This is a genomic window from Bartonella sp. MR90HLJMH (assembly GCF_042194115.1).
GTDB lineage: Bacteria > Pseudomonadota > Alphaproteobacteria > Rhizobiales > Rhizobiaceae > Bartonella > Bartonella grahamii.
Genome location: NZ_JBHIMM010000010.1, coordinates 40,943 through 61,702, shown reverse-complemented (window position 1 = coordinate 61,702; position 20,760 = coordinate 40,943). Strand labels below are relative to the sequence as shown.

Annotated in this window: 15 protein-coding genes, 1 pseudogene and 1 riboswitch; of the genes and pseudogenes, 9 read left to right on the top strand and 7 right to left on the bottom strand. The window is 38.5% G+C overall.

All coding sequences use genetic code 11. The features are described from left to right. Nucleotides 1-779 precede the first annotated feature (779 nt). The gene (locus tag ACFIJ9_RS07390; protein WP_375636464.1) at nucleotides 780-1,697 is read right to left on the bottom strand and encodes a rhodanese-related sulfurtransferase; all 918 of its coding nucleotides are present in this window, start codon (nucleotides 1,695-1,697) and stop codon (nucleotides 780-782) included. 115 nt (nucleotides 1,698-1,812) lie between these two features. On the opposite strand from ACFIJ9_RS07390, the gene eda reads away from it, so the two are divergent. Beyond that, on the top strand, nucleotides 1,813-2,478 hold the full coding sequence (gene eda / locus ACFIJ9_RS07385) for a bifunctional 4-hydroxy-2-oxoglutarate aldolase/2-dehydro-3-deoxy-phosphogluconate aldolase (protein WP_375636463.1): 666 nt from the start codon (nucleotides 1,813-1,815) through the stop codon (nucleotides 2,476-2,478). On the opposite strand, the pseudogene ACFIJ9_RS07380 reads toward eda, so the two are convergent. Next, nucleotides 2,457-2,907, bottom strand: a pseudogene (locus tag ACFIJ9_RS07380) (ferredoxin--NADP reductase); the annotation flags it as partial. The gene eda and the pseudogene ACFIJ9_RS07380 sit on opposite strands and share 22 nt — an antisense overlap. 15 nt (nucleotides 2,908-2,922) lie before the next feature. Beyond that, on the bottom strand, nucleotides 2,923-3,750 hold the full coding sequence (locus ACFIJ9_RS07375; protein ID WP_375636462.1) for a ferredoxin--NADP reductase: 828 nt from the start codon (nucleotides 3,748-3,750) through the stop codon (nucleotides 2,923-2,925). Nucleotides 3,751-4,851: 1,101 nt separating this feature from the next. On the opposite strand from ACFIJ9_RS07375, the gene alr reads away from it, so the two are divergent. Continuing rightward, a complete protein-coding gene (alr, locus tag ACFIJ9_RS07370; RefSeq protein WP_375636461.1) occupies nucleotides 4,852-5,967 on the top strand; it encodes an alanine racemase in 1,116 nt (371 codons plus the stop codon). A gap of 1,628 nt (nucleotides 5,968-7,595) precedes the next feature. On the opposite strand, the gene gcvP is transcribed toward alr, so the two are convergent. Genes gcvP through gcvT form a run of 3 tightly spaced genes read right to left on the bottom strand, consistent with a single transcriptional unit; the run spans nucleotide 7,596 to nucleotide 11,884 of the window. Then, nucleotides 7,596-10,391, bottom strand: coding sequence for an aminomethyl-transferring glycine dehydrogenase (gene gcvP / locus ACFIJ9_RS07365; protein ID WP_375636472.1), 2,796 nt, complete (start codon nucleotides 10,389-10,391; stop codon nucleotides 7,596-7,598). 5 nt (nucleotides 10,392-10,396) lie between these two features. Beyond that, complete coding sequence (gcvH, locus tag ACFIJ9_RS07360; protein WP_273723568.1) at nucleotides 10,397-10,765, bottom strand: glycine cleavage system protein GcvH; 369 nt, start codon at nucleotides 10,763-10,765, stop codon at nucleotides 10,397-10,399. A 6-nt stretch (nucleotides 10,766-10,771) separates the two neighbouring features. After that, nucleotides 10,772-11,884 (bottom strand): glycine cleavage system aminomethyltransferase GcvT, encoded by a 1,113-nt coding sequence (gcvT, locus tag ACFIJ9_RS07355; protein WP_375636460.1) that lies wholly within the window; start codon nucleotides 11,882-11,884, stop codon nucleotides 10,772-10,774. 137 nt (nucleotides 11,885-12,021) lie between these two features. Next, nucleotides 12,022-12,119, bottom strand: a riboswitch (glycine riboswitch). Between the two features lie 446 nt (nucleotides 12,120-12,565). Here gcvT and ACFIJ9_RS07350 point away from each other — a divergent pair. The 4 genes from ACFIJ9_RS07350 (at nucleotide 12,566) to ACFIJ9_RS07335 (ending at nucleotide 16,754) form a co-directional block, all read left to right on the top strand. After that, nucleotides 12,566-13,228 carry an LON peptidase substrate-binding domain-containing protein gene (locus ACFIJ9_RS07350; RefSeq protein WP_375636459.1) on the top strand — a complete coding sequence of 221 codons (663 nt, stop codon included), beginning with the start codon at nucleotides 12,566-12,568 and terminating at the stop codon, nucleotides 13,226-13,228. 13 nt (nucleotides 13,229-13,241) lie between these two features. Further along, nucleotides 13,242-13,448: a Trm112 family protein gene (locus ACFIJ9_RS07345; RefSeq protein WP_375636457.1), complete on the top strand. Its 207-nt coding sequence runs from the start codon at nucleotides 13,242-13,244 to the stop codon at nucleotides 13,446-13,448. A gap of 637 nt (nucleotides 13,449-14,085) precedes the next feature. After that, a complete protein-coding gene (locus ACFIJ9_RS07340) occupies nucleotides 14,086-14,466 on the top strand; it encodes a helix-turn-helix domain-containing protein (protein WP_375629171.1) in 381 nt (126 codons plus the stop codon). A gap of 1,256 nt (nucleotides 14,467-15,722) precedes the next feature. Beyond that, nucleotides 15,723-16,754 carry an aspartate-semialdehyde dehydrogenase gene (locus ACFIJ9_RS07335; protein WP_375636456.1) on the top strand — a complete coding sequence of 344 codons (1,032 nt, stop codon included), beginning with the start codon at nucleotides 15,723-15,725 and terminating at the stop codon, nucleotides 16,752-16,754. Between the two features lie 282 nt (nucleotides 16,755-17,036). Here ACFIJ9_RS07335 and ACFIJ9_RS07330 read toward each other — a convergent pair whose 3' ends face one another. Further along, nucleotides 17,037-17,684: an SH3 domain-containing protein gene (locus tag ACFIJ9_RS07330; protein WP_375636454.1), complete on the bottom strand. Its 648-nt coding sequence runs from the start codon at nucleotides 17,682-17,684 to the stop codon at nucleotides 17,037-17,039. 521 nt (nucleotides 17,685-18,205) lie between these two features. On the opposite strand from ACFIJ9_RS07330, the gene ACFIJ9_RS07325 reads away from it, so the two are divergent. Genes ACFIJ9_RS07325 through ACFIJ9_RS07315 form a run of 3 tightly spaced genes read left to right on the top strand, consistent with a single transcriptional unit; the run spans nucleotide 18,206 to nucleotide 20,738 of the window. Further along, a complete protein-coding gene (locus ACFIJ9_RS07325; RefSeq protein ID WP_015856778.1) occupies nucleotides 18,206-19,024 on the top strand; it encodes a MetQ/NlpA family ABC transporter substrate-binding protein in 819 nt (272 codons plus the stop codon). Between the two features lie 27 nt (nucleotides 19,025-19,051). Then, a complete protein-coding gene (locus ACFIJ9_RS07320) occupies nucleotides 19,052-20,086 on the top strand; it encodes a methionine ABC transporter ATP-binding protein (protein WP_015856779.1) in 1,035 nt (344 codons plus the stop codon). Then, the gene (locus ACFIJ9_RS07315; RefSeq protein ID WP_015856780.1) at nucleotides 20,079-20,738 is read left to right on the top strand and encodes a methionine ABC transporter permease; all 660 of its coding nucleotides are present in this window, start codon (nucleotides 20,079-20,081) and stop codon (nucleotides 20,736-20,738) included. Before ACFIJ9_RS07320 ends, ACFIJ9_RS07315 begins: the two co-directional genes overlap by 8 nt. Nucleotides 20,739-20,760: the final 22 nt, after the last annotated feature.

Here is a 20,760-nt window from a genome sequence, read left to right as displayed (position 1 = left end):
TCCTCCAACAAATACCATTATCTTTCTTATTGACATCCTAAAAAAACATCCCTGTTTCCACATTCATTTCACAGCATCGCTTAAGCAAAATATCATGAAAATTCCCCATATAATATAGCTTGTGTAGTATAGATTAACTACATCGCACCCTCTTTATACTTATGAAAGTACAAGCCTGTGCCCCCATTCTATCTGCCAACTCCCAATATTGCAGAAACTCCTACATTGAAATGTTTCATAACACCTTATCTAAAATGATTTTTGTCCACACGTTTCTCCCATTTGTAACGTACAGGTGAATGAGTTTTAGGTGATTTGTTCTCATCTAATTTGAAAGCAATAAAGTTCACAATATTTAACTCTTTTATTCAAATAAAAATAATTTATCATTATAAATTAATGTATTATATTAAACTTTGGAATCATAAACTCCTATTATCATTTTATTTTTCCCACCTAGCATCTGCTTTTTCATCTCCTCTTATTAATCACATCTTATTCATACGCTTTTCTCTTAAGCTATGAATCTCCCTCCCCTGCGCTGTTGGTGAAGAAAGTTTCTATTTTAAAATGAAAAGTATTTAAAAACTCAATCCTATAAAATGTAAGGAGAGCAAACGATCTATAATGATTATTTATAAATCAAATAATTTAACATAGACAAAAAGACCGAATAATATCCGGTCTTATAGAATATTTTTCTACCAATATCAAAAAACTCTTTTCTCTTAAATTTAAGAGAAAAACGCTAAAATTTACAGCCCTACACTGCGCTATCCTTATGTCCCTTGATGAGAATCAATAGCACGCAACTTCAACAATTGAAACTGCCTATGGCGCTCACGAAAGCGCTCTCTATCGGCTTCACTACGCGTGTTATAACAAGCATCACAGGAAACACCTTCCTCATAATGAGACGATAATTTGCTTTCAGCATTAAGAGGAGAACGACACGCGCGACATAATTCGCGTCCACATTCTTCAAGACCATGTTGAACAGAAACACGCTCATCAAAAACAAAACACTCACCCCACCATAAACTTTCCTCTTTTGGAATTTTTTCTAAATATTTTAAAATACCTCCTTTTAGATGGTACACCTGCTCATAACCAAGTTCACGTACATAAGCTGTTGATTTTTCACACCGAATACCGCCTGTACAAAACATAGCAATTTTCTTTTTCTTCTTTAAATCAGCTTCATGTTGACGCACCCATTCAGGAAATTCGCGAAATGTTTTAATCTGCGGATCAATCGCTCCTTGAAAACTCCCAATCGCATATTCATAATCATTACGCGTATCGATCAAAATTGTCTCTTCATCTTGAATAAGAGCATTCCAATCTTCAGGATCCACATAAGTACCAACAACTTTTAGCGGATCAACACCTTCAACCCCCATTGTCACAATCTCTTTTTTCAACCGCACTTTCATGCGATGAAAAGGCATTTTTGATGCCCATGAATATTTAATCTCCGGCGTTTGAAACGCTGGCTCAGCCGTAATAAAATCCACCAATGCCTCAATCGCAGCACAAGAACCAGCAACCGTTCCATTAATTCCCTCTTGTGCTAAAAGCAGAGTGCCTTTGATATCCTTTGCTTGACATAAATCCTGCAAAGGTTTTTGTAATTGATGATAATGCTTCAAATCTGCAAAGCAATAAAGTGCAGCAACTTTAAAATTCTTTTCCATGTGTTTTGCCATAACGCGCGTTTCATTCAATTTCAAGATTTATTCATGTACTCTTTAACATATTGTGCTTAATCAAACGATACAAATAATATCATCTCCAAGAAGAAAAAATATCATGTGCCAAAAAAGAGAAAAGCTTTTAATATATCTCCAAGGACAAACTGTTATACCTGTTTTACTCATTGACAATCTACAAAGTGCTGTACCCTTAACACGTGCTCTTGTCAAAGGTGGATTAAAAACAATTGAGATCACCTTGCGAACACCAAATGCCCTCAAAGCAATTCAGAAAATTACACAAGAAGTCCCTGAAGCAATTGTTGGAGCCGGAACAATTCTCAACACAACACATTACGAAAAAGCCGAACAAGCGGGAGCCAAGTTTATTGTAAGCCCCGGATTATCAAATGAATTAATCAATTGTGCAAAAAATAGTGAAATTCCCCTTCTTCCCGCTGCAATGACCCCAAGTGAACTCATGCAAGCATTAAACAAAGGCTATTCATATCTCAAATTTTTCCCAGCTGAAGCCGCTGGAGGTATTGCCTTCATCGAAGCTTTAGCATCTCCCTTCTCTGATATCCGGTTTTGCCCAACAGGCGGTATTACACAAAAAAGTGCAACACAATGGCTCCAACTGCCTAACGTCTTCTGCGTTGGCGGTTCTTGGATAGCGCCCCAACAACTCATTGCAATAAGTGATTGGGATTCGATTACTGCATTAGCATATACTGCATCACAACTTCCCTCTCCCTCGAAAAAAGCTCTTTCTACAATATAATGTAAAATGCAAGAACATCAGCCCCTTCAACAAGACCAAAGCTTTCACACATCCTTGCGCAATCTTTAACATTGTCATAAAATCACAAATCATCACCCGATCTTCATCGAGATGAATTTAGGAGAGTGCTATTGTTTCAAAGCCGCTTGTTTCAAAAAAGCACCTACTCTCCATAACAGTCGTAATACGCCCCATATGCTCAGAAAGCTCACGAGTGGTCATAAAATAAAATTTCAACTGTTGTGCATATACTCCAATGAGTGGATCTTGTTGCAAAGAGGAAAAAGATCTTTTGCATAAATTAACTCATTCTGCTCACGCATTATTTAAAGTAAGGACAACTTCTGAAAATTTTTCATAAGTGCCAAGATCACGAATAAAGCTTGCAAAAGGAAAAAAACCGTACCGGTTTGAAAGAAGATAAAGCCTCAACTTTTCCACTCATTACTCCACAAAAGCGCGCTCTACAACATAAGTAGCAGGAGCATTATTAGCCCCTTCAACAAGACCAAAACTTTCACACATCCTTGCGCAATCTTTTAACATTGCCATGGAACCACAAATCATCACCCGATCTTCATCAGGATGAATTTTAGGAAGTCCAGTTGTTTCAAAAAAGTCCCCACTTTCCATAACAGTCGTAATACGGCCCATATGCTCAGAAGGTTCACGAGTAGTCATAGGATAGAATCTCAACTGTTGTGCATACTCTCCAATGAGTGGATCTTGTTGCAAAGAGGAAACAAGATCTTTTGCATAAACTAACTCACTCTGCTCACGCGTTGTTTGAATAAGGACAACTTCTGAAAATTTTTCATAAGTTTCAGGATCACGAATAAGGCTTGCAAAAGGAGCAACCCCCGTCCCAGTTGAAAGAAGATAAAGACGTTTTCCAGGAATAAGAGCATCAAGAACCAGTGTTCCTGTAGATTTTTTACGCATGAGAACTGTATCACCAATTTTAATTTTTTGGAGATGCTCGGTTAAAGGTCCCTCTGGAACTTTTATCGAAAAAAACTCAAGCTGTTCGTCCCAAAAAGGACTTGCAATCGAATAAGCGCGATAAATCGGCTTTTCTGCATTTGGCAAACCGATCATAACAAACTCACCCGAACGAAAACGAAAACTATCCGGACGATTCAAACGGAATTTAAATAACCGATCTGTATAGTGACAAACCTCTTGGACAGTAAGGGCGAACACATTCTCAGGAATCGGAAAATTTGCAACGCTACTGATGTTTGACGGAACATTGGTAGCAGACGTATTCATACTCTTCCCCATATCTTTATTGAACGTTAAATTTCGAATCCTTGACGTGATATAGTACTTGCATAACCATCTGCCAACAATTTTCTTAAAACAAAAATCTCAAGATTAACACTTTATTAAACGAATGAGGAAAATACGAATACAAATCACATTCAAAGAAAAACAAAAACATTGAGTATTAAACAATCACGGTACTCTTTTCCCCTTTAACACATAATGCATATTTCCATTGTAACGCTATAACACTCTCTCGCTTAACAAAACTTATGACCTAAAACCTTCAAATAAGAGAGATAAAATTTTTGTTGATTGAACGATAACCGCACGAATCTTCAACAAGATTTCCGGCATTACATCTATTGTTTTCGTTACTGACCTTTTTACACTGCGCTTTCCATAAATATCCATAAATAAAAGAGTCTAACGCGCTCTATAAAGCGATAAAATTGATTTCACTAAAAACCAATCAAACAATAGAAAGTAAATATTGGATACCCAATCCATCTTGAAAATCGACAATATCCAAATCAACGGGCTTTCTAAATCAACAGTTTTTAATATATCAGAAAGTGTTTACACACTGTTTTCTATTTAACAAAAATAACTTTAAGTGCATGAGACGACATCCAAAATTGCACAGATAAGTGATCTTCCCCCCATGATAGAAAACTTGTAATGCATTGATTTAGAGTGGTTAATTTAATCATTTTACCTTCTCTGAATAAGCAGCCAATGCAATGTTTAATCAAAACAATCGCACCAGCAACAACAGCCTAATATTGCACTCTTCAAAATGATACAATACAATAAACTATGTTCTATTTTTATATGCCTCAACTAGGGAAAATAAGTAAAAAACAAAAGTCTATGTCTTACAAATTATTAGAAGATACCGTGTTTCTAACAACACAAATAAAACTAAAATATCTCTTATATCCAGAGTAGCATTTTACATAAAAAAACGACTTTAATGGTGCGTAATTCAGTATAAGCTCCTTATGATTTTAACCATAGAAAGTAGTGTCTTTCCCTATATCGTAAAGAACCTCAATGAAATAACCAAAAAACTCCGTATTTCACGAACACAGATAAGCTTTTAAAATGAAAAAATCCGTTAATGATGAAATCAATACATCACTCTATGTAGCTGTAGCAACCATCAATGTCAGTGCCATTGTTTCCAATTATATCACTTTAGCCAAACGTGTAGCTCCAACACAATGTTCAGCAGTTGTAAAGGCAAATGCCTATGGATTAGGAGCTCACAAAATTGCTCCTGCCCTTTATCAAGCTGGTTGTCGCACTTTTTTTGTCGCCCAAATCATAGAAGCCCTCCAATTAAAAAGCATCTTACCACCACATGTCACGATTGCCGTTCTGAATGGACTTCCACACTTAGCAGAAGAGTTTGTCGCACAATCTGGTATTGTTCCTGTTCTAAACTCTTGGAATGCCATTGAAAATTGGCAAAAAATTTGTCAAAAAAAAGATAAAAAATTTCCAGCAATTGTTCAAATCGATACCCATATGAACCGATTAGGACTGGATCAAAAAGAATTACAAAAACTCATCAAACACCCTACAATTTTCGAAAAAGCAGAAATAAAATATATTCTCAGTCATCTTTCTAACGGAGAAGATGATACCCACCCATCCAATTATGCCCAATTGGCTACTTTAAAAACCATCCTTGCGCAATTGCCTGCTTGCAAAGTTTCCTTTGCCAATTCTGGAGGTATCTTTCTAGGATCAGATTTTTATTTTGATCTTGTTCGCCCCGGCATTGCACTTTACGGAGTTGATCCGCGGGGGAAACACCCATCACCTCTGAAACCTGTTTTAAAACTTGAAGCCCAAGTCATTCAAAACCGCGTTGTTGATATAGGCACACCTGTTGGTTATGGAGAAAGCTTTATAACCAACAGACCAAGCACTCTTGCAACCATTTCTATAGGCTACGCAGACGGCTGGCTCCGTGCTCTTTCGAATAAAGGAACAGTTTATTTCAACGGGTATAAACTTCCCATGGTTGGGCGGGTTTCTATGGATTCCATTATTGTAGATACGACCGATCTTGATCAAAAACCTCAAACAGGTGACTGGGTAGAACTCATTGGACCCCATCAAACACTTGAAAGAGTATCTATAGATGCCGATACCCTTCCCAATGAAATTCTAACATCTCTTGGCTCCCGCTATAAATACATTTACACATAAAAACTCTTTAAAGAAATAAATTGATAAAAATCATCATTTTAGAAAATTGAGGGTTTTTTATGAAAGATTTTACAACAATCAATCACATAGAATGATCATAGACACCGCACATTCACAGAAATCTCAAAATAGACAAGTTGATGAACTGTTTTATGGAAGTAGCTTTCACCCAAAATACAAAAGCTTAGCCTTTTTCCCACAAATTGACAAAAAAGAATCTACTGCAAAGTTTTTAAAATTAAATGCCCAATTAAACTAAAGTATTAATTCTCTATATATCAAACAAAACATCCAGTCTCATAAGTTTCTCTTATTTTCAGTTTTGTTCATAGTGAAGCAATCAAAATCATTCGCTTGCATACCACAAACTGGACTATGTATAGATAAAAATGATTTAAAAAAGGAATAATACCTCTTATGAACCATCTCAAGTACCAAGAGCTATAACATTAAGCGGCTGGCAAAGTGTATGATAGTGCCAACTTCTTCCTTCATAGAGCGTAAAGATTGGGAGCTCTCTCAATAGATTTATCGTTGTACCATTCACGAGCGCCGTCGCGAAATGGGATTGGGAGCGAAATGTCTCTTTAAAACAAACACGTGAATTAACAACCAAAGTATATTCTTTTTGGAGTGTTCTGTTTTACATGAGGGTATCCCATTAAGAACACAATAAATAAAAGCATGGGACAATATGTAATCCCCATTATAAAAAAACATTGCTTTAGATGCTTCTGAAAGCCGTAAAGCTGAATTAAAAGGAGATGACAAACTGAGGATTGAGTTTCACCTTTACGGCTTTATATTTCTCTGAAATTAGATTGTCTTCCAGTTTCAAAGATTACGTCAACAGAAATACGCAATCCCCTCGCCATCATCTGGCATACAAAAGCTTGAACTACTCATAAAGCTCTTTTTTGTCTCAATCTCTGACTTAAAACATGTCGCTGCGTTAAGTTTGGATGTGGATTTACAGGCAACAGCTAAAACACACGGGCTCTTAGGAAAACAACGCCGTAAAGTCACAAACTGACCTACAATGGATTGGAAAGATGTGCCGGCTTTTTATAAGACACCCTGTAAAAAAACAACCATAATACATTTGGTTTTGCATTTACTCATTCTGACAGGTATTCTTACGTATTTTTGCGTCATATTTATAAAAAGCAGATTAAAGAGAAATATTTAGACAATGCTTGACTTAAGAATATGCAACAACAGAGTTTCGCGGGGCTTTATCATCAGATAACACTAAATTTGATTTTATTCTTTCTGCAACCGGTCGTAGTCACCTTAGTGAGAGTCGTATGTCACAACACATGCAACAGACTGGACCCTATCCCCCGTAGGTTTCACTCTCGTTTACGTGAATTAGCTGGCTAGACCGATGCGCCTAGTCACTAAAACCATGTCATACGGTAGAAGGCAAAGGAGAGCATGCCTATTGCCCACAAAACACAGTTTTTTGTCGACTTTTCCGATTTTTCTCATGTTATAAAAAACTATGCAAAATTCTAGAAAATAGACAAATAACTCCATAATAACATGATCAATAAGTAAAAAACCCACACAAAATGTGTGGGCTTTTTTGTTTATGTAAATAAACAAAGTAAATACATATTTGTTATTTAATAGGTATTTCCCAATGGCGGACACGAACAAATGAGCATTCTGTCTCCCGCAACATTATCAATACGCGATACAGGAGGCCAATATTTACTGGCTGGATCAAGAGAACTGTTGGGAAAAGCAGCTTCTTGTCGCGAATAGGGTCGTTCCCAAGCATCATCTAAAGCATCTGCCACTGTATGAGGGGCATTAACCAACGGATTATTGTCTTTTGGCCAAATCCCACGACCAACTTTCTTCGCTTCTTCAGCAATAGAGAGTAAAGCATCACAGAAACGATCAATTTCTGCTTTTGGTTCTGATTCCGTTGGCTCAATCATCAAAGTTCCCGGAACAGGGAACGACATCGTGGGCGCATGGAATCCATAATCAATGAGACGTTTTGCAATATCATCAACACTCACCCCATACTGCTCTTTCAACACACGTGTATCCACAATACATTCATGAGCAACACGTCCATGCTTGCCCCGATAAAGAATGGAATAAGCGGGTGAAAGACGTGCAGCAATATAATTGGCATTTAAAATGGCTATTTGTGTTGCATATTTTAAGCCATCAGCCCCCATCATTCGAATATACATCCATGTAATCGCAAGAATAGACGCACTTCCATAAGGAGCTGCCGAAACCGCATGTGTTGTCCCATCCTGTTCATGCCCTGGTAAGAATGGTTTGAGATGCGCTGCAACTCCAATTGGTCCCATACCAGGACCACCACCTCCGTGGGGAATGGCAAATGTTTTATGAAGATTCATATGACAAACATCAGCGCCAATATCTGCAGGACGAGCAAGCCCCACAAGCGCATTGAGATTAGCACCATCGAAATAAACTTGTCCGCCATTTTCATGAATAATAGAACAAATTTCCTTAATGCTTTCCTCATAAACACCATGTGTTGAAGGATAAGTAATCATGAGAGCAGCCAATTTATCCTTATGCAATTGCGCTTTCATTTTGAGATCGTCTACATCAACATCACCATCGCTTAAACATTTTACCACAACGACTTCCATACCTGCCATATGTGCCGAAGCTGGATTGGTACCATGCGCAGATGCAGGAATAAGACAAACTGTACGTTGATGTTCTCCCCGTGATTGGTAATATCGTCGGATAGCTAAAAGCCCCGCATATTCACCTTGAGCACCAGAATTTGGCTGAAAAGAAACTTGCGCAAATCCTGTAATTTCACACAACCATGCATTTAACTGATTAATCATCTCTAAATAACCCGCTGCATCCTCTTGTGAAACAAAGGGGTGTATATTGGCCATACTAGCCCAACTTACAGGCATCAATTCAGCCGCCGCATTAAGCTTCATTGTACAAGAGCCAAGAGGAATCATAGCACGATCCAGCGCCAAATCCTTATCCGCCAAACGACGCAAAAAGCGCATCATATCTGTCTCTGAATGAACCGCATGAAAAAAAGGCTGGGAAAGAAAAGCAGCATTCCGCTTTTTGCCAAAGAGTCGTGGAGAAACCTGATCGCCTAATTGTGCCCCAAAAAGCTGCGCTAAAGCACAAGCATCTTCTTCTGTCGATAATTCATCAAAATTGATTGCAATGGTGTCATCATCGAGAACACGAATAAGGCGTCCACTCATTTTGGCTTGATGTGCAATCTCTTTCGCTTTTCCCTTCACAACAATGCTTACACAATCAAAAAAAGATTCTCCTTCACAAAAAACACCTGCAGCCTCTAAACCAGCAACAAAACGACATGTTAAATGATGAATTCGCTGCGCAATTTCTTGTAAACCTTTCGGCCCATGCCAAACAGCATAAGCGGTTGCCATATTAGCCAACAAAGCCTGTGCTGTACAAATATTTGACGTCGCTTTATCGCGCCGAATATGTTGTTCACGTGTTTGCAAAGCTAAACGAAAACCAACACGCCCTCTCGTATCCACGGATTGACCAACAATACGCCCTGGAATAAGACGCGTTAACGCATCACTCACTGCAAGGTAACCAGCATGTGGACCACCAAAGCCCATTGGAACGCCATAACGCTGCATAGAGCCAACAACGATATCTGCCCCCCATTGAGCAGGTGGCTCCATAAGGGTAAGCGCTAAAGGATCAGCCACAACGATAACTAAAGCTCCTTTTTCCTTTGCCTCTTTTATGATCTCACTGTAATCATGAAAAGCACCTTTTGTATCTGGCCAAGACAAAACAATTGCCGCTGTATTAGAACAAATTTTCCTCTCTTGGCTGATACAAATACCTTGTGTTTCAGCACGCGTTTGCGCAACACTTAAAGTCTGAGGATGTAAAAGACTCTGAAGAGAAATCTTCGTCTTTTTCTCACGGGAAAAGCGAAAAGCGAGGGCATTGGCTTCAGCTAAAGCTGTTGCTTCATCAAGAAGGGAAGCAGCAGCAACAGGCAAACCTGTGAGTTCACTCACCAATGTCTGAAAATAAAATAAAAGTTCTAAACGACCTTGGCTAATTTCTGCTTGATAAGGCGTATAAGCAGTATACCAAGCAGGATTTTCAAACAGATTTCGTAAAATAACTGGGGGCACATGAGTTCCATGATATCCTTGCCCAATAAAACTTTTGTGCACACAATTACGCTCCATCATCTTGGAGAGTTCTTCCAAGGCTTGTCCTTCACTAGCAGCCTTTGGTAAATTAAGTGAACGTCCCAAATAGATAGAATGTGGAACAGCTTGAGAAATGAGTGTATCAACACAATCAAGCTCTAAAACATCAAGCATTTTTTGTGTTTCATCAGGACGCAGCCCAATATGTCGAGAAGAAAAAGAACGCTCGATCATGATACTCATCCAATCAAAGCCTTATAAGCATCTTTATCCAACAACCCTTCCAGTTGTGTCTCATCCTGCAATGTCATTTTCCATAACCAGCCTTCTGTTTCGGCTTTCTGATTTACCAATTCAGGATTATCAGCCAATGCTTCATTTATTTCGACCACTTCACCATCAAGAGGAGCATAAACATCTGAAGCGGCTTTCACCGATTCCACAACAGCAGCTGCCTCTCCTTTGGAAAGTTTTGTCCCACTTTGTGGTAAATCAACAAAAACCAAATCTCCTAATTGCTCTTGCGCATAATGCGTAACCCCAACAGTCACCACTTTTCCTTCAACGCTAAGCCATTCATGGTCTTGTGTAAAATAAGTTTTAGACATAAAAAATCATCCTTTAAAATAACGTTGTTCAACAAAGGGAAGTGAATGAACTGATAATACAATCTTTTTGCCTCGCAGTTCTGTAAAGACTTGTGTCCCTTCAACTTTACAATCAACAGAAACATAACCCATCGCGACAGGACCATCAAAAGAAGGACCAAAACCACCTGATGTTACAACTCCAATCTCATTACCTTGATCATCAAGAAGCACCGCACCAGCACGAATAGGTTGGCGCGTTTGCGGTTTTAATCCAACACGACAACGAGCAGGTCCTTTTTGCAGCGCTTCAAGAAAAGCCTTCGCGCCATAAAATTGTGCTTTTTCTCGAACACTTTTAGGAACAGCCCATGTTAGAGCCGCATCAATAGGTGTCGTATCAGGGGTAATGTCATTTCCATGCAAACACAGCCCTGCTTCCAACCGCAAGCTATCGCGTGCTGCAAGTCCAATCCACTCAACACGAGAATCACTCAGCAATTTTTCAGCCAACATATGCGCATGCCCTATAGGCAAAGCAATTTCAAAACCATCCTCTCCCGTATACCCAGAACGCGTTATAAACCAATCTTGTTGTGGTTCGAATCCTTGCATAAAGAACAATTCATTCCCTGGCAAATCGGCATCAGCAAGAACAGCGGCCGCTTCAGGACCTTGAAGAGCAAGCAATACCCTTTCAAGAGCAATCACTTGACATTCAAAATCAACCGCACGCTTTTCCAATTCTACAAAATCAGCCTGTGCATTCCCAGCATTGGCGACCAACATAAAACGGTCCTCTTCCAAACGGGTAATGATAAGATCATCAAGAATACCAGCCTGCTCATTAAGCAAGTAATTATACCGTGAGTGCCCAATCTTTAAAGCTGCTGCATCAATGGGAAAAGCATAGGACAAAAATTCCACGGCTTGTGCCCCTTCAACGGCAATCAATTTCATATGAGAAATATCAAAAAGTCCCGCATGTGCACGCGTATGAAGATGCTCTTTCAAAACGCCAAGAGGATACGTTAAAGGCATGTTCCACCCCGCAAAAGCACCAAATTTTGCTCCTGCTTTTTCATGCATATCATATAAAGGAAGTGTTTTTAAAAAAGATGTTTCTTGTGCTGTGCCCATAATAACTCCAAAGCTGCGCTAACGCCCACAGAATATGACCGTCTCTGCACCCCTCTGTCATCAACCTGAGAGACTCGCGAAAAGATTTTTCGCTTACACCTTCGGCGCGGGCTCTCCCGACTTTCCAGATCTGCCTTCTTCCTTTTACGGTCCTTAAAGCCTGAGAGATTATGGGCTATTTCCCCTTCGGCGGCAATGCGAAAATTCGCAATCTGCACTCTCCCGCAAAAGAATGAAAGAAACGATAACGCTCTTTCCAGCATGCCCTAACCTATAACCTATCTTTATCACACTGTCATTAGTAAAGTGATGAAAATGTTCTCATTTTAAAACTTGCGTAAGCTGCTTCAAAAGATTTATAATAGTATCCTTTTGAACCTTACAAAAATTGCAAGGAACACATTTTAGGAAATTTAAGACAAAATCAAAAGCTATAAACAAAAATACCTCTTGAAAATCATGCAAAACGTCACACACTAAAAAGATCGCAAAGCAATATTCTTTCTCGCGCAGTTCAACCTTAAAGATAGGGTTTCATATTCTTTTTTTAGAATAAGGACTTCAAGTATTTTATAAGTATGATTTTAATGTACAAGAAGTAGGTTTTCTGCTTTCTCAATAGTGTCATAAATTGCGACTATTTACAGACTAAAACTACCGAACAAAGGTGACAAAATACTCATGAAAGCTGGTAATATCTCTTACAATTGCGAAAATGATCTTCCAAAGCAAATTGCCCTTTTTCCTTTAGAAGGTGCACTCTTACTACCCGGCGGTTTTTTATCACTCAACATTTTTGAACCAGAATCACTTGAAATGATTGAAACCGTTATGGTAACTGATCGTCTATTGGGCATTATTCAACCACTTTCATCGAATACAGACCGCTTTTCTACACAACTTTATAAAACAGGCTGTATAGGACGCATTACAAACTACAGTGAAACAGGAAATGGACAACTGTTCATTATCTTACAAGGTGTTTGCCGCTTCACCTTAGAACAAGAATTGACAAACACAAAATCCTATCGAACAGCTCTCATCCAATCAAACATAAAAGATTTGCAAGAATTTGATGTTGAAGAAAGCATTAACCGAGAGAGCTTACTCGACGTTGTAGAAAAATATCTAACCATACATGAAATGGAATATAATTGGAGCAGTATCATAGAAGCCCCTACACCTATATTGGTTAATGCTTTTTCAGCTCTTATCCCCTTTACACCAGCAGAAAAACAAGCTCTCCTTGAAGCTCCAGATATCGAAAGCCGTGCCCAAACTCTTCTTGCATTAACAGAACGCTCACTCATGAAACAAACAGGTACAGATTACCGTTTAAACTAATAAACGTCAAAACATGAAAAAAATGACCACAGATCCCAAAATGCTCGAATTGCTCGTCTGTCCGATAACGAGAGGCACACTCTCTTACAACCGAAAAAAACAAGAGCTCATTTCTCTCAAAGCCAAACTTGCCTATCCTATTCGTGATGGTGTTCCCATTATGCTTGCCTCAGAAGCACGCCCTTTGCAAAACAATGAAAACGTAGCGTATAAAAAATAAGAAAATTTCGTTCATTTTTTCTGGAGAAAGCTGTTATCAATCACTGCTCTATGAAACGCTCTCTTTTGCTCATGCAATCTTTTTAATATTGGTATTTTAAACGCTAATCCATTACACGCCAGCACCAGCATTCTCTTTACCAACTCCCCTCTTTACCAACTTCCAATGTTATACTTACTCTAAAAAGTCTTTTGTTTCTGAATGCGAAAAGAAGCTTCCGTTTCTATACACAATAAATGGATAAAAGTCATATAGTTACAATTTTAAATATTCCCCATAATGATCACCAAGAAATTGTCCTAAATTTCATCAAAATAAAGGGATGCATTGCAACAGTTGCATGTAAACTTTGCAAAAAACAACCAAACCAACTGCTGTCACTCTGGTTGACGATTTAAAGAAATTATCCTATGAATGAACTTGTGTTTTTGATCGTATACGCAGCGATCAATAGGGCCTGGAAGCCCTAAAACCGAGTATAAAATAAACCCGCTTTTTGCGGATATCCCGGAATTTCCGGGGGCTCTTGTTATGTCCAAGTGCTCTCAGCACTAAAAGCAAGAGGCTGGCTCGGTTTCAGCACTTCCAGACCCCGGAATACTAATGCGAGGGCGCTCGCAACCGGAGGGGGAGCAAAGTGCGAGCCAAAAATTTACATTTTTATGACATTTCTTTAGGCAAAAAAATTCGCTTTAGAAGAAACCTCATGGGTTTTTCTCAAAAACAATTAGGGAGTCATTTGGGCGTAACATTTCAACAAATTCAAAAGTATGAGAAAGGTTTAAATCGCGTAAGTGCAAGACGTTTACAAGAAATTGCTCATATATTAGATGTTCCCGTTTCCTTCTTTTATGCTGATAACACAAAAAAAGAAGATCCCTTCTATCATTGTGATGACAGAGTAGAAAGCAAAGCAGAATATTTACTTTTGCAAAGTTTTAGAATGCTGACCCGCAAAAAACAAAGGGCTATTTTGCAGTTGATTTCTGGTGAAAAAAATGACCCCTTATTTTCATAAATTCACTGAAAGAACAATCAACATCCTTAATAACATTGAAAAGAATTTTGACTGTCTCCCCACACCTCATGAGAACGAAATTTCTTAAATCTAATCTGGTCTGTAAATAATCCGAATTCTAACGAGTTTAACTTAGCTATAGCGCGTTGATTTATAATGATAATCTAACGTTATGTATATTGAATGAGTGTCTCGAATATCGTAAAATTCTTTCATTTCAAACTTGTTCTATATTGAATCAATCAAAATCACTTATTTGCACATTACAAGCAAAGTTGGCATGTAAATAAACGTGAGAGTAAAAATGTACAAAAAGGCATACCTCTTAATTGAATCGTCTCACATACCAAGAACTGTAGCCACATTGAGTGCTGGAAAATGTATGATGGTGCTAACTTGCTCTTTTATTAAACATTAAACATGGGGGTGTTCAACGGCTTTCCACTCATATAATCCACTTAAAACAAAAAGCTCGCCAAACAAGCCTAAGAATATTCCCACACACTTAAATATATCAAGAAAGCTTAAAGATCACCATACTTCAAATGACGATATTTTATAGCATAACAGGATTAAAGTAAAAATAAGACACGAAAAAACTATATGTATAACTTTCATAAGAATTTATTTATATAATGGATACTTAAGTTTATCTTGTTGTGCCATAAATTCTATCATTTAAGGAATGAGAATATGAAGCATGCATACCTCCTTGAAACATTCAAATGTTTTTTAGGTGCCAAATGTCTTTTTAAATATTTTTAGGCTTGCTTGTTGAGCCTTAAGTTCAAGTGAAAAATGGGAAGTTGCTAAAAGTAACCGCTAGAATCTGGCTGTTTACAGACTGTAATAGGAAGCTTCGCTTTTAAAGGCATAGGGAGAAGATCAAATACTTCAACACTTAACAGATAAGGTATTAAAAGATTCCCCCAACGCAATACGTAATAGCATCCTTAAAAAATTCAAAAGTGTGAAGGTAAACAATTGACAGAAGATATGGAATTCACTTAATTAAAGTGCTCTCTAAAAGAGATAACAGTTTAGCGTACAATATTCAATTTTTCAATTCTGAAAGATTAAAAAGACGTATCATTTGAAATAAAACAACTTATTGTGCTGCTGATGGTGATTGATGTGTACAAAATTGAGTTGTTGAAAATCAAAAATATAATTTAATGATGTTCCTTGACCAACTCACTCTCTCCTGAGTATAGCACGGGGAATAAACGTGGAGAGACATGAGGAGTATATAGAAAATGAGTTTTAAAGTTGCAATTGTCGGCGCAACCGGAAATGTTGGTCGTGAAATGCTTACAATTTTAGAGGAACGTGGTTTTCCTGCGCATGAAATTGTCCCTCTAGCATCACGACGCTCATTAGGACAAGAAGTTTCTTATGGAGATAAAACTTTAAAAGTAAAAGCACTGGATACTTACGATTTTTCTGACACAGATTTTTGTCTGATGTCTGCGGGAGGAAGCATTTCCAAAGAATATGCTCCTAAAATCGCTGCCGCTGGCTGTGTCGTCATCGATAATTCCTCCACGTGGCGCTATGATTCCAATGTTCCGTTGATCGTCCCTGAAGTCAATGCCGAAGCTATAAATGCCTTTTCTAAGCGTAATATTATAGCAAATCCTAATTGTTCAACAATTCAACTGGTCTTAGCTTTAAAACCTCTCCATGATGCTGCAATCATTAAACGTGTTGTTGTCTCTACATATCAGTCGGTTTCTGGAGCTGGTAAAGAAGGAATGGACGAACTTTTCGAACAATCACGTGCTGTTTTTGTTGCTGACCCAATTACATCAAAAAAATTCACTAAACGCATTGCCTTTAATGTCATTCCTCATATCGATGTTTTCATGGAAGATGGTTATACAAAAGAAGAATGGAAAATGACTGCTGAGACGAAGAAAATTCTCGATCCGAAGATTAAATTAACAGCCACTGCTGTTCGTGTCCCTGTCTTTATCGGTCATGCCGAAGCTGTCCATGTTGAATTTGAAAAACCACTAAGCGTATCTGAAGCACGAGCGCTTCTCCGCGATGCTCCCGGTTGTCAGCTTATCGATAAACACGAAGATGGTGGCTATACCACACCTTATGAATGTACCGGAGAAGATGACACCTTTATTAGCCGTATTCGTGAAGATATCACCGTTGAAAATGGTTTAGCTTTCTGGGTTGTCGCCGATAATTTAAGAAAAGGAGCAGCATTGAACGCAGTTCAAATTGCTGAATTGCTCATTTCTCGTAATTTGATAAAGCCTAAGTCCGTAAATTAACGCCCTGTCCGAAAGGATGAAGAGCCCTAGCCGGTCTGTCAAAAGTCCGGCTTCTCTTCAGCAGGATCTTCCCCTGCTGGGGATTCATACCGCCAGTCTAAAGGACTGTAATTCGGGGTATTGACCAATTTTACTCTGAATATCCATGAATACCTCGCCACCTTAATTAATCATCGCAGTCTTAATGCCATTTTACGGTACAATAGGATCGGCAGCATAAGCATTTTTTGCTTCATGCTGCTGATCCTTTTTGTCATTCCGGTTGTGAAATTAACTTTACCCTTATCGAGCAGGATAAGTCACAACACGGTAACGTGTTTCATTACGTTCAAAATTTTTGTAATTGACATTATCAGGAAAGAAGGGGTTATAAGCATTTACGTGCTTTACAGAAACTCCTTGTGCTTTGGGCGAAGGATTTAAAATTGTCCGTTCATCTCTTTTTTTGACACCTGTAGAATCGATAATCATATCTGTTCTGTAGAGTTTTTGTATGTTTTTCCGTGTTTTTTGAATCGCCGGAAGAGCTTTAAAACCAGAAACAACCTGTTTTACTTTTTCTTTTTTTACTTTTGGCGATTTTCTCATAGCATTTGGCTTTACTGGCATCTTTGTAAAAGCAACGGTAGGAACATTGTTGACATTGACATAACGTGCAGATGCCCAACCAACCTTTCCGTGATAACCAAGAGAACACCAAGTTTTATTGGACAGACAGCCATAAATTTGCACTTTTGCTCCCATTGGAACCATTGTGATTACTTTATAAGCTGTCGCAGGACCTGTGCGTAAAGATACCTGACCTGATGCAACACGAGCAACTGTTCCTGCAATGGTTCCAGCTTCCGCGTGAGAAGCAGTCACAGCCACCCCCGACGCTCCCAAAGCCCATAAAATCATTGTTGTTGATAAAAATTTCTTTCTTAACATTATTTTTCTTCCTCTCTCAAAACATGTGAAGGGCAAAATTTCGCCTTTGCAAAAATTTGCCGCGGTTAAATCCAATGATCAGCAACCTTTATTTCCCGCCCAAAAGCCCCCTCAACATTGCAACAAAATCTCTCTTTATTCCCCTTATTCCCCCTCTACACGAACACGGCCTTTTGATCTTGATTGCGCAGTATGCTCCTCATAAATTTACAGCTAAAGCATCATCTGATTGTCTGGTTCTTCAACCAATCGTCCCTTAAAGAAGTTTTTCAAGTGTTATTGGTTCCCTCAACAAATGATTGCAATAAAAGAATTGATTTCCTGAATTTCAGAGAATTACTGAGAATGAATGATGATAAGCCCCCAAAATACTAAAAATAGAAGGAAAAATAATACTCTTTTAAAAATAAAAGTGATTGAATATTCTCTAAAGCTTGTATAACTTTAAATCTCCTTAGAAAAATACAGAGTATATTGAAACTTCCCTCAAAAAATCTCTTGGAAAAGAAAGTTAAAAGCACATGACATTAAAATTTTTTTCTCGTAGTCGGATTATAGGATTATTCCTCTCTCTCTTTGCACTTTTTTTATCTACGGTTTTTGTCATGGCTACAGACAAATCAAAAATCAAACTTGGTATTATGGAAGGGCGGGATGCGATTATTTGGAAAACTGCTGCTGAACAGGCTAAAAAGGCCGGTTTAGATATTGAACTCGTTTATTTTTCTGATTACGCTTTGCCTAATGACGCTGTTAACGCAGGAGAGATCGATGCGAATGCTTTTCAGCACGCTCCTTATCTTAATGAACAAATGAAACAACGTGGCTATAAACTTTCAATTGTCGGCTATACATTTATTGCTCCAATCGGTGTTTATTCGCACAAAATCAAAGACTTAAAAGATCTACGTGATGGTGCACATGTTGGTATTCCAAACGACCCATCTAATGGTGGAAGAGCCTTACTTCTTCTCAATTCTTTAGGTCTCATTAAGTTAAAAGACCCCCATAATATTCTTGCATCTCCACTTGATATTATCGAAAATCCTAAAAACCTGCAAATTCGTGAGCTCGATGCTGGTATGTTAGGGCGAGCTATTGACGATTTTGATCTTGCAATTATAAACACAAACTGGGCTATTGTTTCCGGATTAAACTTCGAAAAAGATGTCGTCGCATGGGAGAGCGCAAAAAATAATCCTTATGATAATATCATCGTTGTACGCACGAGCGAAAAAGATGAGCCATGGGTTAAAAAATTAGTTGCCGCTTACAACAACGATCTTATCCGTGCAAAAATCAAAGAGATTTTTGGCAAAACCGCCCAAACTTCTTGGTAATTGTGCCAAATATCCGAGTAATTGTGAATGGAAAAACCTACCCTTATCTCCTTAAAAAACATCAGCCGTTGTTTTAACAAAACGGCTGGTGTTCCGGTAATTAATAATCTCTCTTTAAATATCCATGCTGGTGAAATCCTTGGGATTATTGGGCGCAGTGGAGCAGGAAAATCAACACTTATCCGCTGTTTAAATGGGTTAGAGAAGATTGATGCAGGGTCCATTTTTTTTGAAGGTGTTGATATTTCAAATCTATCAGAGATAGAGTGGGCGCCTTACCGTCAACGAATTGGGATGATTTTTCAACATTTCAATCTTCTCTCATCGCAAAATATTCTTGATAACATTGCATTGCCGCTTAAATTAAGTGGTGTAAGTAAAAAACAACGCCACAAACGTGCCCTTGAACTGATTGAATTGGTTGGGTTATATGGAAAAGAATATTGCTATCCGGCACAATTGTCAGGGGGGCAAAAACAACGCGTTGGCATTGCTCGTGCGCTCGCTGCTAATCCTAAAATATTGTTATCAGATGAAGCCACCTCTGCTCTTGACCCTGAAACAACACAATCTATTCTAGAGCTCCTTGCTGATATTAATAAACACCTCAATCTCACGATTGTGCTCATCACCCATGAAATGGAAGTTGTGCGCACCATAGCGCATCGCGTTGTTGTTCTTAATCAGGGGAACATCGTAGAAGAAGGACGTGTGAAAGACATCTTTACATCACCGCAAGACGATACAACCATAGCCATGCTCAAGCTTGTCACCCCGCAACTTCCTGAAAAATTTGCGAAAAATCTCAAACCAATCGGGCGAGAAGCTGTCATTGAAATCAATATTGCCGGTGAAATTGCCCAGCAGCCTTTTCTTCATCTTCTAGAAAATGAGAGTGGTTTAAAAGCACGTATTTTGCATGGTGGCATTGATACAGTTCAAGATGAAACCATCGGGCGACTCTTCTTGGCTCTTCCTGGAGAAGATAAAGAAGCTTTAGAAAAAGCTGTTCAATGGTTAACGAAAAAAGGACGATATTGTGAGGTGTTAGGCTATGTTTAATGTTCTGTCTCATGAACTTCCCCAAGCTGTTATTGATACAATATTGATGACACTTAGTGCTTCTTTTATGGCATTTATTATAGGACTTCCCCTTGGTCTTCTTCTTCACACAACAGCACGCGGGGGGATTTTTTCCTCATCTCTCATCAATCGCCCTTTAAGCATGATCATTGACAGTATTCGTGCCATTCCCTTTATTATTCTTGCATTTTATCTTCTTCCCGTTACGCGTATCGTTGTAGGAAGAGGGATAGGAATGCCTGCTGTAATTTTTATACTGACCATTTCAGCTATTCCTTTTTATGCACGCATGGCGGAACTCTCTTTTAAAACCGTTGAAAACGGTCTCATTGAAGCGATCCGCTCTATGGGTGCAAGCCGTCTTCAAATTATCAGACATGTTCTTATTCCTGAAGCTCTCCCTAGCCTGATTACAGGTTTTACAGTCATGGTCATTTCTCTCATAGGAGCCACCTCACTTGCTGGATATCTTGGTGGAGGCGGTTTAGGGGATATGGCAATCCGCTATGGCTATCAACGCTATAATACCTTCATCATGACCATTGTCATCATTCTTTTGATCATGCTCAATATTATAACCCAATGGACTTCTGATAAAATCGTACAAAAACTTGATAAAACAAAACATTAAAAGACTTAGAATTTCACATACC

Excerpts from the sequence above, each read along its gene's own strand:
- ACFIJ9_RS07390 (WP_375636464.1), bottom strand. The coding sequence starts at position 1,697 with ATGGAAAAGAATTTTAAAGTTGCTGCACTTTATTGCTTTGCAGATTTG.
- eda (WP_375636463.1), top strand. The coding sequence starts at position 1,813 with ATGTGCCAAAAAAGAGAAAAGCTTTTAATATATCTCCAAGGACAAACT.
- ACFIJ9_RS07375 (WP_375636462.1), bottom strand. The coding sequence starts at position 3,750 with ATGAATACGTCTGCTACCAATGTTCCGTCAAACATCAGTAGCGTTGCA.
- alr (WP_375636461.1), top strand. The coding sequence starts at position 4,852 with ATGAAAAAATCCGTTAATGATGAAATCAATACATCACTCTATGTAGCT.
- gcvP (WP_375636472.1), bottom strand. The coding sequence starts at position 10,391 with ATGATCGAGCGTTCTTTTTCTTCTCGACATATTGGGCTGCGTCCTGAT.
- gcvH (WP_273723568.1), bottom strand. The coding sequence starts at position 10,765 with ATGTCTAAAACTTATTTTACACAAGACCATGAATGGCTTAGCGTTGAA.
- gcvT (WP_375636460.1), bottom strand. The coding sequence starts at position 11,884 with ATGGGCACAGCACAAGAAACATCTTTTTTAAAAACACTTCCTTTATAT.
- ACFIJ9_RS07350 (WP_375636459.1), top strand. The coding sequence starts at position 12,566 with ATGAAAGCTGGTAATATCTCTTACAATTGCGAAAATGATCTTCCAAAG.
- ACFIJ9_RS07345 (WP_375636457.1), top strand. The coding sequence starts at position 13,242 with ATGAAAAAAATGACCACAGATCCCAAAATGCTCGAATTGCTCGTCTGT.
- ACFIJ9_RS07335 (WP_375636456.1), top strand. The coding sequence starts at position 15,723 with ATGAGTTTTAAAGTTGCAATTGTCGGCGCAACCGGAAATGTTGGTCGT.
- ACFIJ9_RS07330 (WP_375636454.1), bottom strand. The coding sequence starts at position 17,684 with ATGTTAAGAAAGAAATTTTTATCAACAACAATGATTTTATGGGCTTTG.
- ACFIJ9_RS07325 (WP_015856778.1), top strand. The coding sequence starts at position 18,206 with ATGACATTAAAATTTTTTTCTCGTAGTCGGATTATAGGATTATTCCTC.
- ACFIJ9_RS07320 (WP_015856779.1), top strand. The coding sequence starts at position 19,052 with ATGGAAAAACCTACCCTTATCTCCTTAAAAAACATCAGCCGTTGTTTT.
- ACFIJ9_RS07315 (WP_015856780.1), top strand. The coding sequence starts at position 20,079 with ATGTTTAATGTTCTGTCTCATGAACTTCCCCAAGCTGTTATTGATACA.